Consider the following 10,161-nt stretch of genomic DNA (forward strand, 5'->3'; position numbering starts at 1 on the left):
TGGTGCGCTATCTCCAGAGCCAGGGGCTACGCCCCGGCGTCATATCGCGCGGCTACGGCCGTACCACCACGGACTGCCGCGCGGTGCAGCCCCATGCTGTGGCCAGTGATGTCGGTGATGAGCCCTTGCTGATAGCGACCCAATGCCAAGTGCCGGTGTACGTGGCCCGCCAGCGCATCGAGGCAGCGCGTGCGCTGCTGGCGCAGCACCCGGACACCAACGTGCTGGTGTGTGACGACGGCCTGCAGCACCTGGCGCTGGCACGCGACATCGACATTTGCATCTTCAACGCACAAGGCACAGGCAATGGCTTTTTACTGCCCGCAGGCCCCCTGCGCGAACCCTGGCCGCGCCCCGTGGACTGGGTGCTTTACGCGGGCGACACGCCTCCCCCGCCTGCCGCCCCTGGTGGCAACGAGGGCCGAGCAAGGGCTCCAGCCTTTGCCGTCAATCGCCGCCTGGCCGACCATGCCGTGGCGGCAGACGGCACAGCCGTGGCACTGAGCACCCTGCGTGGCCGCCCCCTGCATGCCTTGGCAGCGATTGGCCAACCCGGAGCCTTTTTTGCGATGCTGGAGGAAGCCGACCTGACGCTGGTGCAGGCAGAAGCCCTGCCAGATCACTATGATTTTGATAGCTGGTCGCGCTTGCCCAGCAATGCTGAAGTGCTGATTTGCACCGAAAAAGACGCCGTCAAACTGTGGAAAAAGCACCCCGACGCACTGGCGGTACCACTGGAGTTGGCGCTGGACGCGCGTTTTTTGCAAGGCCTAAAAGATCAATTGCTGGCGCTTGCGGCGCCGCTATCATCGACCACCCCGCCTGCGCGCTGAGCGCACGGCCCCGAATCTGACTCTGAATTGCCCGCCATGGACCCCAAGCTGCTCGAACTGTTGGTATGCCCAGTCACCAAAGGCCCATTGACCTATGCCAAGGAGACCCAAGAGCTGATCTCCCGCAGCGCGCGTCTGGCCTACCCTGTGCGCGATGGCATTCCCGTGTTGCTAGAAAACGAGGCACGCACCCTGACTGACGAGGAGCTGGAGGCATGAGCCACGGCGTCCAGTCGGCCGCTTCCACCAGTCCATCGGCTTTCACCGTGCTGATTCCGGCACGCTTGGCATCGACGCGCCTGCCCAACAAACCCCTGGCAGATATTGCTGGCCTGCCCATGGTGGTGCGCGTGGCACAACGCGCGCAGCAAAGCAAGGCCGAGCGCGTGGTCGTGGCGGCAGACGACGAACTCATCTTGCAAGCCTGCCAGCAACATGGCGTGCAAGCCCTGCTGACGGACAGAGACCACGCCAGCGGCAGCGACCGCCTCGCCCAGGCCTGCGCACAGCTGGGCTTGCAGGGTGACGACATCGTCGTCAACGTGCAAGGCGACGAACCCCTGATGGACCCTGCGTTGATTGACGAAGTGGCTGCGCTGCTGTCTGCCCACACCGACGCCAGCATGGGCACCGCCGCGCATCCCATCGCCTCGCAAGCCGACTACCTGAACCCGAACGTGGTGAAGGTGGTGCTGGACGCCCGCAACATGGCGCACTATTTCAGCCGCGCGCCCATACCGTGGTCCAGAGACCAATCCGATATGGCCTGGTGGCATGAAGAACAGATGGCACCTGCCTTGCACAGCACCTGTGCGGGCTTTGCACCGCTGCGCCACGTCGGCATCTACAGCTACCGGGCCGGTTTTCTGAGGCAGTTTCCGCAGCTGCCCCCTGCGCCTACGGAAGCTGTCGAGGCACTGGAGCAGCTCAGGGCCCTGTGGCATGGCCACCGCATTGCCGTCCATATCGCCGCCACGGCCCCTGGCCCCGGTGTGGACACCCCCGAAGACCTCGAAAAAGTCCGCGCCATTTTGGCATTGCAGGGCCAAGCCCGCTGAGCCGCGTGCAAGGGGTGGCGCAAGTGCCAAGCGTAAGCCAGAGCCAAGCTGTCACATGCTATCCTTGCCCGCCACAAGAGCACGGCATCCTGGACGCTGCACCGCGCCCCTGCTAGCCGTGCCACACGATTTCTAACCTTGAGGACCTCCATGAGACTGATTCTGCTGGGCGCGCCGGGCGCCGGAAAGGGCACGCAAGCCACCTTCATCTGCCAGAAGTACGGCATCCCGCAAATCTCTACCGGCGATATGCTCCGCGCAGCAGTCAAGGCAGGTACACCACTGGGCCTGCAGGCCGATGCCGTGATGAAGGCCGGTGCACTGGTCAGCGATGAACTGATCATCAATCTGGTCAAAGAGCGCATTGCCCAGCCCGACTGCGCCAAGGGTTTCCTCTTCGACGGTTTCCCCCGCACCATTCCCCAGGCCGATGCCATGAAGGCTGCCGGCGTCAAACTGGACTACGTACTGGAAATTGATGTGCCCTTCGAAGCCATCATCGAACGCATGAGCGGCCGCCGCTCCCACCCCGCCAGTGGCCGCACCTACCACGTCAAGTTCAACCCTCCGAAGGTGGAAGGCAAAGACGACGTGACCGGTGAAGACCTGATCCAGCGCGAAGACGACAAGGAAGAAACCGTCAAGAAGCGCCTGCAGGTGTACAGCGACCAGACCCGCCCGCTGGTGGATTACTACAGCAACTGGGCCAAGAGCGAACCATCGCTGGCTCCCAAGTACCGTGCCATCAGCGGCACCGGCAGCGTCGAAGAGATCACGGCGCGCGCGCTGGAAGCGTTGAGCAGCTGAGTTCTGCCATGCCATGCGGCGTGATGCAGCAGGCACTTCTGCACATTGCTCTGGACGGCGCCCCTTAAAAGCCCCGGTAGGCACTCAGCCTGTCGGGGCTTTTTACGTTCAGTCGCCCCAATTGGGGTGCGCTCTTGCCCTCAGAAGTCTGCGCTGTCAAAGCAGTAGATACAAGGCGGTAGCGAGACAGCGCAGCCTGTGACGACAGAGATCAGACGCCGGAATTCTGATCGCCCCGCTCTGCAAGCAAGTCAAGCAACAGTGCCACTCTTGCCTTGATGGGCGAGAGCCCGGCATAGCTGGGGAAGTCCCCCAAATCCCCAACCAAGGACTGGCCCTGGCCGCAACGGGTTGCCTTGACAACGCGAACACCACGCTCGCTCGCGCGCAGCAACGCATCCTTCAATTCATGGTGCAGTGATCCATTGCCCGTGGAAGCCACCACCAGACCGTTCACCTGCGCGTCTACCAAGGCATCTACCGCACGGCCACTTGCGCCCGCGGCGCTCAGCACCACCTCAACCCAAGGCCAACCCTGCGCCGCAGGCAGATCATTCAACAGTGCTGTGTGGGTTGAATTGGCCTGCGTTGAGGGGCGCCGCAGCCAGCGCACCTGGCCTTCTTCTACCCACCCGCAAGGCCCTGCCTCACCAGAGCTGAACGCATCGACCCGGTAGGGAAACGCCTTGTGAACCCAGCGCGCTTCATGGATAGCGCCTGCAGCCACAGCCAGCACGCCCCTAGCATCTGGCTGCAAGGCAACAGCCACAGCGTCCAGCAAGTTTTGCGGCCCATCGGGCGACAAAGCTGTGGCTGGACGCATGGCACTGGTCAACACCACGGGTATCTCGGCGCTCAAGATGGATTGCAGAAACCAAGCAGTTTCTTCGAGCGTGTCTGTGCCATGGGTAATGACAATACCGCGCACCTCGGGGTCTGCCATCGCATCCCGGCAGCCCATCGCCAGTGCACGCCACACGTCAAAACCCATGTCCTTGCTATCGATCTGCGCCACTTGTTGTGCAACCAGTTCGTGGCCTCGCAACGCCGCCTGCATGCCAGGAATATTCGCCAACAACTCGCCTATGGCGACCTCACCAGCTTTGTAGCCCACGTTGTCAGACATGGAAGCCGCCTTGCCGGCAATCGTGCCACCCGTACCAAAAACGACGATTTTTTGCTTACTCACTTGCACACTCCAAAAAACTGGTCAAAAATACAGTTACTGGATTAAAAAACAGTAATCAACCACCCCGCCCTTACCCACACCGCCATGCTCGACAACCCCAAACTCACGGCCCGGCAGCAGCAGATTCTGGACTTGATCCAGCACGCAATAGCGCGAACCGGTGCCCCACCCACACGGGCAGAAATTGCGACAGAGCTAGGATTCAAATCCGCAAACGCCGCTGAAGAGCATTTGCAAGCATTGGCCCGAAAAGGCGTCATTGAACTGCTCAGTGGAACCTCCCGTGGTATCCGCCTGCGCAATGACACCGTCAGGGCCATCAACGCCGCCCGTGGGCAACACTTTGCCAACCCCCTGCAGCAGGCAACCCAATTGTTTTTGCCCTTGATCGGACGCGTCGCCGCAGGCTCGCCCATTCTCGCGCAGGAACATGTGGATCAAACTTATTGCGTGGAAAACAGCCTGTTCCAGCACAAGCCTGACTATCTCCTCAAAGTCAGAGGCATGTCGATGCGCGATGCAGGGATCATGGACGGTGATTTGCTCGCAGTGCAAGCGACCAAAGAGGCGCGCAACGGTCAAATCGTGGTGGCGCGTCTGGGCGAGGAAGTCACCGTAAAAAGGCTCAAGCGCACTACCAAAGGCATTGAACTGCTGCCAGAAAACCCGGATTACCCCGTCATCACAGTCCAGCCGGGCGAAGTGTTTGAAATTGAGGGGCTGGCGGTAGGTCTGATCCGCAACACCATGCTGATGTAACGCACAAGTTCAGTGCACAGGTTCCAGGTGGCGGGCGTTTGGCGCAGCAAGATTGCTTGCGCCAGCCCTGGGACATTCTGTTGTTTTCAATCCTGCCTATGTTCGTCCACCGATTTTCGGAGAATTCACATGGGAAATGGAACCACGCCCCTTGCATCTATCCATAAGCCACTGGCCGCAGTGACGCGCTTTTTGTCGTCGCTCAAGGGCAGCAAACGGCACATCGGCATCGCTTCCAAGCAGCTTGATGGCGATGCGCCACCCAAGCCATTGCCCACACTCGCCACCGGTCATGCGGAAGTGCACTTAACCCTAGCCACCCAAAGCGCTGTGGCTACCACCGTGTCTCGCCGCAAGCAAACTTCGCCACCCAAAGGTCGGCATTTGTACGTTGCGGCGAGCAAACCGATTCAAAAAGGCGAGACTGCAGACCTCTTTGCCACGCCTTCGGAGCAAGATGCCCCCGCAGGCTCAAAGCAGACCCTCAAGCCTCTTCGAATCGTTCACTCACGCGGCGGCAAAGATGGCGGCAGGCTGGTCATTTCCGGACGAATGGCAGACGTATGTGCCGAACTGGACCGTATGGCCGCCAGAGAAGCCGCGTTGGCGTACGGATGACGCCAACGCGCTGACTGAGCACGCCGCCATGGCCCGCCAACCCGCTACATCACGTTGCATATGGCGCTTGCGAAGCGACATCCTGCAAGGAATTGGCGGCGTCTACGAGGCACAATACCGGGATGAATATCGTTATCCTGGACGACTACCAAGACGCGGTACGCAAGCTGCATTGCGCCTCGCGGTTAGACGCCTACACAGCCAAGGTCTACACCAACACCGTCAAAGGACTGGGCCAACTTTCGGTACGGCTGAAGGACGCAGACATCATTGTGCTGATCCGGGAGCGAACCCAAATCACACGGCAACTGATAGAGAAACTCCCTCGACTGAAGCTGATCGCCCAAACCGGGAAGGTCGGCAGTCATGTTGATGTCACGGCTTGCACCGAGCGGGGCATTGCGGTTGCTGAAGGTGTGGGCTCGCCAGTAGCGCCTGCCGAGCTGACCTGGGCTCTGATCATGGCAGCCAGCCGTCGCCTACCCCATTACATTGCCAGCCTCAAACATGGCGCGTGGCAGCAATCCGGCCTCAAAACAGCATCCATGCCCCCCAACTTTGGGATTGGCTGCGTTTTGCGTGGCAAGACCCTCGGGATTTGGGGCTATGGCCGTATCGGACAGTTGGTAGCTGGCTACGGGCGGGCGTTTGGTATGAACGTCAGAATCTGGGGGCGCGAAGCCTCGCGTGCGAAAGCGCTGACCGATGGTTACCAGGCAGCCAGCACCCGTGAGGAGTTTTTTGCCCAGTGCGATGTCATTTCCCTGCATCTGCGCCTGAATGATGACACCCGCAACATCGTCTCGCTCGAAGATCTCTCATGCATGAAGCCCACGTCTTTGCTAGTGAACACATCACGCGCTGAACTCATTGAGCCCGATGCCCTGATTGCGGCACTGAACCGCGGACGCCCTGGCATGGCCGCCGTGGACGTCTTTGAGAGTGAACCGATTTTGCAGGGCCATGCGCTGCTCAGGCTGGAAAACTGCATTTGCACGCCGCATATCGGCTATGTTGAGCAAGACAGCTATGAGTTGTACTTTGGCGCTGCTTTTGACAACGTCGTCAATTTCATCAAGGGAACGCCCACCAACATCGTGAACCCTGGGGCTTTGCAAGTACGCCGATAAATGCCCTGCCACTGAGGCGCTGCGTGGCAGACTGAAACCAATTACCGCAAAGAACAAAGGCCTTCTGCTTTCATCAAGCAGAAGGCCTTTTTAGCGAGACCGCTGAACAGGCTTTAGTTCAGAGGAGTCTTCTTGCCATCCTTGTAAACATACAGGGTGATGGCAGGGTTCTTCATTTCGCCATTGGGTTCAAACTGGATCGTGGAAGTCACGCCCTTGAAGTTGGACTTCAGCAGCTCAGGGGTATAAACCTTGGGATCCCAAGAGTTGGCGCGCTTCATAGCGTCAACCAGCAGGAAGGTCGCATCATAGGTGTAGGGGCTGTACACCTGGAACTGGTTGGGGTACTTGGCGTCGTACTTGGCCTTCCAAGCCTTGCCGCCAGGCATCTTGTCCAGCGAAGAGCCGCCTTCGGCGCAAACCACGTTGGCCAGTGTCTTGGCGCCGGCAGCGAGCTTGGCGATTTCGGACGTGCAGACGCCGTCACCACCGAAGTACTTCACGTTGCCCATGCCCAGCTGTTCCATTTGGCGCAGCATAGGGCCAGCCTGAGGATCCATACCGCCGAAGAAGATGGCGTCTGGGTTCTTGGACTTGATGGCAGTCAGAATGGCCATGAAGTCTGTAGCCTTGTCGGTGGTGAACTGCTCGTCAACCACTTTCATGCCCTTGGCTGCAGCGGTCTTCTTGAACACGTCAGCAACGCCTTGGCCGTACGCAGTACGGTCGTCCACGATGGCGACAGTCTTGAGCTTCAGGGTTTCAGCAGCGTAGAAAGCCAGACCAGCGCCCAGTGCGTTGTCGTTGGCAATGATACGGAAGGTGGTCTTGTAACCGGGCTTGGTCAGGTTGGGGTTGGTGGCCGCGCCGGTGACGTGAGGAATGCCGCAGTCGTTATAAACCTTGGATGCGGGGATGGTGGTACCGGAGTTCAAGTGGCCCACAACGCCAGCAACCTTGGCATCGCACAGTTTCTGAGCGGCGGCAGTACCTTGCTTCGGATCAGCAGCGTCGTCTTCAGCAACCAGTTCAAACTTGATCTTCTTGCCGCCGATGGTGACACCTTGTGCGTTCAACTCTTCAATGGCCATGCGGGCGCCATTTTCGTTGTCTTTGCCGTAGTGAGCCTGGGCGCCGGAAACAGGAGCCACGTGACCGATCTTGACCACCTGCTCTTGTGCAGAGGCAACGCCGGCAACAGCTGCGATAGCAGCAACCACGGTCAGTTTCAACTTCAATTGCATATCAATCTCCAGTAAAGGTAAACGCTGAGAATTGTTCTTGTGTCTCAACGCAGTGGAACATATCGCAATTTACAGGCCAGCTCATTAGGGAACACGATTAAATGCAGTGCGAAACCACAGGGGATTACCCTGTTACCGTTGCGCCAAGTCACTTTTGACCCGATGCCAGCTCGTCTGCAACGGCTTCATATACCGCGTGGCGCACCACTGATTCGATTTCTTCGCGCAGCCGCGGAAGCACCGATCTGGTTTGCTCCTGCACCACCGTGGCGATCGCCTCGCGCAACCTTTGGTCAAGCACCACATCCACGCGCTGCATGACGCGATGAATCATGTATTCCTCGATGCCATCCGGCATGCGCTTGGCCGGCTGCTGTGGGCTAGCGGCCGCCGGGGAAGGGGCTGCAGCGGGCATTACAGGCGGTCTCTGAACCACACTGGCCGGGGCTGCCCGCACTGGCGCTATAGGGCGGGTTGCAGGCCCCGGGGAGGCTGGAGGCATGACCGGTGCAGCCGCAGGTCGTGGAGCACCAGCCACAGGGGCTTGCACCACTTCGGTGAGGGTTGGAACAAACTTTGGAGGCACCCGCGGAGGAGAGGTGGCCATATCAACCTCCTTTCAACACCAAGTCATGCCGGGCGATGGCATAGCCGCGAGAGGCGTATTGCTTCCAACGCAATCGAGCATGCCCCCGATCCTGCTCATCGACCGAACTCACCACCTCGATCAAACGCAAGAAACGCTCGAAACCGGCCGGCACCTGGCTGTCCAGATTCAAAAGCACTTCGTGGTGCGGAACCTGGTGCAGCTCGCTGGCCAGCACGACCGGGGTGGCGGCAAGTTGGTCTTCATCAGCATCGGCCAAGCAATGGGCGACAAAGTCTTGCGGCGAAAAAGACCAGAGCATGCGGTCCAGCTCAGTCAGCACAGGCCGTGGGGCGAGGATCACCAACCGGGCGCCCGCGCGCTGGGCCTTGCGTGCAAAGCGGCACGCATAGGCGAGCTTGTCCGGGGCGTTGAAGTGGAAGGCAATCTCTGTCATCTGTTCTTACTTGGCAGAAGGTGCCCGCCGCACGGTTTTGACAGCCTTGGCGCGCACTGTGGCGGCAGGCATGGACTTGGCAGTGGCAGCAGCGTTGCTGGCGTGAGCGAGCAGGTACTGCAGCAGCAGCCCCACAGGGCGCCCCGTGGAGCCCTTGGCTGCGCCGCCCTTCCAGGCTGTGCCTGCGATATCCAAGTGTGCCCAAGGCAAGTCGCCCACAAATTTCTGCAGGAACTTGGCAGCAGTGATGGAGCCACCAGCCCGCCCAGCCACGTTGCCCATGTCGGCAAAATTGCTCTTGAGTCCTTCGGCGTATTCATCGTCGAGGGGCATGCGCCAGCATGGGTCCAGAGACGCTTCACCGGCTTGGTGCAATGCATGCGCCAGCTCATCACGGTTGGCATACAGGCCGCTGCGCACCCCGCCCAGCGCAATCACGCAGGCGCCGGTCAGCGTGACAATGTCCACGATCGCTGCTGGCTTGAAGCGCGCCGCATAGGTGAGCGCATCGCACAGCACCAAACGTCCTTCCGCATCGGTATTGAGAATCTCAATGGTCTGTCCATTCATGCTGGTAACCACATCACCAGGCTTCACGGCACGGCCGTCGGGCATGTTTTCGCACGCCGGGATCAAACCCACCACGTTCAATGTGGGCTGCAGCTCGGCCAGGGCCTTGAACACCCCCAACACGCTGGCCGCCCCGCACATATCAAACTTCATCTCGTCCATTTCGCCCGCAGGCTTGATGGAGATACCGCCCGTGTCAAAGGTAATGCCTTTGCCCACTAAAACCACGGCAGGCACATCCTTGTCGGCACCACGGTAGTGCAGTTCAATAAAGCGCAGGGGTTGTTCGGTGCCTTGGGCAACCGCCATGAAAGCGCCCATGCCCAGCTTGGCTACTTCTGCGGGGCCGTGCACCTTGCACTGCACACGGGGTTGCTTGGCCAAAGCCTTGGCCGCATCGGCCAGCATGGTGGGGGTGGCGTAATTGGCGGGCCGGTTGCCCCATTCGCGGGCCAGTTCAATACCTGCGACCAAAGCAACTCCGGCATCAAATTCCGCACGGGCAGCAGCCACATCGGCTACACCCACCACACAGCGGGTCAGCGCGCGCTCTTCGGCTTTGGACTTGGTGGTGGTGTAGACATAGCTGGCCTCTGCCACCGCCTGCAATAAAATGCTGACGTGGGTAGCTGCCAGCGGCGATGCAGACAACACCACCATGCGCTTGATCTGTGGCCCTTTGAGCAAACCAGACAAAGACAACACCGCTTGCCGCACAGCACGCGCCGAGCCGTCTCCTGTTCCCAGAAAAACTACACGCTTTGCAGCCGCTGCCGGGGTCCCATAGCACTGCAGGTGCTTGCCAACCTTGGCACTGAAGTCCCCCTGCTTGATCGCCTGCGCCACCAGGGCCGACAGCTCATCCCGGCCAGGCTTGAACTCCTCTGGCACCAAAACAGCCAGCAAGTCG

General features: G+C 60.1%; 12 protein-coding genes. 7 read left to right on the forward strand and 5 right to left on the reverse strand.

What is annotated here, in order from left to right:
* The 4 genes from lpxK to adk all read left to right on the forward strand — a co-directional run.
* Window positions 1-833: tetraacyldisaccharide 4'-kinase (gene lpxK, locus AADJ04_RS16060; protein ID WP_341240225.1), on the forward strand; the 833-nt coding region annotated here is incomplete at its 5' end.
* 36 nt (window positions 834-869) lie between these two features.
* Window positions 870-1,052 carry a Trm112 family protein gene (locus tag AADJ04_RS16065; protein WP_044394786.1) on the forward strand — a complete coding sequence of 61 codons (183 nt, stop codon included), beginning with the start codon at window positions 870-872 and terminating at the stop codon, window positions 1,050-1,052.
* Window positions 1,049-1,891, forward strand: coding sequence for a 3-deoxy-manno-octulosonate cytidylyltransferase (gene kdsB, locus AADJ04_RS16070; protein WP_341240226.1), 843 nt, complete (start codon window positions 1,049-1,051; stop codon window positions 1,889-1,891). The genes AADJ04_RS16065 and kdsB overlap by 4 nt, the downstream gene beginning before the upstream one ends.
* 150 nt (window positions 1,892-2,041) lie before the next feature.
* Window positions 2,042-2,698, forward strand: a complete 657-nt coding sequence (adk, locus tag AADJ04_RS16075) for an adenylate kinase (RefSeq protein WP_044394792.1) — start codon at window positions 2,042-2,044, stop codon at window positions 2,696-2,698.
* A 211-nt stretch (window positions 2,699-2,909) separates the two neighbouring features.
* On the opposite strand, the gene AADJ04_RS16080 is transcribed toward adk, so the two are convergent.
* Window positions 2,910-3,893: an asparaginase gene (locus AADJ04_RS16080; protein ID WP_341240227.1), complete on the reverse strand. Its 984-nt coding sequence runs from the start codon at window positions 3,891-3,893 to the stop codon at window positions 2,910-2,912.
* Between the two features lie 78 nt (window positions 3,894-3,971).
* On the opposite strand from AADJ04_RS16080, the gene lexA reads away from it, so the two are divergent.
* The 3 genes from lexA (at window position 3,972) to AADJ04_RS16095 (ending at window position 6,394) form a co-directional block, all read left to right on the forward strand.
* Entirely contained in the window at window positions 3,972-4,646 is a 675-nt protein-coding gene (gene lexA, locus AADJ04_RS16085; RefSeq protein ID WP_341240228.1) for a transcriptional repressor LexA, read from the forward strand.
* A 129-nt stretch (window positions 4,647-4,775) separates the two neighbouring features.
* A complete protein-coding gene (locus AADJ04_RS16090) occupies window positions 4,776-5,264 on the forward strand; it encodes a hypothetical protein (RefSeq protein ID WP_082758931.1) in 489 nt (162 codons plus the stop codon).
* Window positions 5,265-5,386: 122 nt separating this feature from the next.
* Window positions 5,387-6,394: a D-2-hydroxyacid dehydrogenase family protein gene (locus AADJ04_RS16095; RefSeq protein ID WP_338819835.1), complete on the forward strand. Its 1,008-nt coding sequence runs from the start codon at window positions 5,387-5,389 to the stop codon at window positions 6,392-6,394.
* Between the two features lie 113 nt (window positions 6,395-6,507).
* Here AADJ04_RS16095 and AADJ04_RS16100 read toward each other — a convergent pair whose 3' ends face one another.
* From AADJ04_RS16100 to AADJ04_RS16115, 4 genes are all read right to left on the reverse strand, one after another.
* Entirely contained in the window at window positions 6,508-7,638 is a 1,131-nt protein-coding gene (locus AADJ04_RS16100) for a branched-chain amino acid ABC transporter substrate-binding protein (RefSeq protein WP_341240229.1), read from the reverse strand.
* A 148-nt stretch (window positions 7,639-7,786) separates the two neighbouring features.
* Entirely contained in the window at window positions 7,787-8,245 is a 459-nt protein-coding gene (locus AADJ04_RS16105) for a hypothetical protein (protein WP_341240230.1), read from the reverse strand.
* Window position 8,246: 1 nt separating this feature from the next.
* On the reverse strand, window positions 8,247-8,681 hold the full coding sequence (locus AADJ04_RS16110; protein WP_341240231.1) for a DNA polymerase III subunit chi: 435 nt from the start codon (window positions 8,679-8,681) through the stop codon (window positions 8,247-8,249).
* 6 nt (window positions 8,682-8,687) lie between these two features.
* On the reverse strand, window positions 8,688-10,161 hold a 1,474-nt coding region (locus AADJ04_RS16115; protein WP_341240232.1), incomplete at its 5' end, for a leucyl aminopeptidase.

It is taken from the genome of uncultured Acidovorax sp. (assembly GCF_964021665.1).
Taxonomy (GTDB): domain Bacteria; phylum Pseudomonadota; class Gammaproteobacteria; order Burkholderiales; family Burkholderiaceae_C; genus Acidovorax; species Acidovorax temperans.

Bases quoted from the DNA above. Each gene is read 5' to 3' on its own strand.
- AADJ04_RS16065 (WP_044394786.1), top strand. From the start codon at position 870: ATGGACCCCAAGCTGCTCGAACTGTTGGTATGCCCAGTCACCAAAGGC.
- kdsB (WP_341240226.1), top strand. From the start codon at position 1,049: ATGAGCCACGGCGTCCAGTCGGCCGCTTCCACCAGTCCATCGGCTTTC.
- adk (WP_044394792.1), top strand. From the start codon at position 2,042: ATGAGACTGATTCTGCTGGGCGCGCCGGGCGCCGGAAAGGGCACGCAA.
- lexA (WP_341240228.1), top strand. From the start codon at position 3,972: ATGCTCGACAACCCCAAACTCACGGCCCGGCAGCAGCAGATTCTGGAC.
- AADJ04_RS16090 (WP_082758931.1), top strand. From the start codon at position 4,776: ATGGGAAATGGAACCACGCCCCTTGCATCTATCCATAAGCCACTGGCC.
- AADJ04_RS16095 (WP_338819835.1), top strand. From the start codon at position 5,387: ATGAATATCGTTATCCTGGACGACTACCAAGACGCGGTACGCAAGCTG.
- AADJ04_RS16100 (WP_341240229.1), bottom strand. From the start codon at position 7,638: ATGCAATTGAAGTTGAAACTGACCGTGGTTGCTGCTATCGCAGCTGTT.
- AADJ04_RS16105 (WP_341240230.1), bottom strand. From the start codon at position 8,245: ATGGCCACCTCTCCTCCGCGGGTGCCTCCAAAGTTTGTTCCAACCCTC.
- AADJ04_RS16110 (WP_341240231.1), bottom strand. From the start codon at position 8,681: ATGACAGAGATTGCCTTCCACTTCAACGCCCCGGACAAGCTCGCCTAT.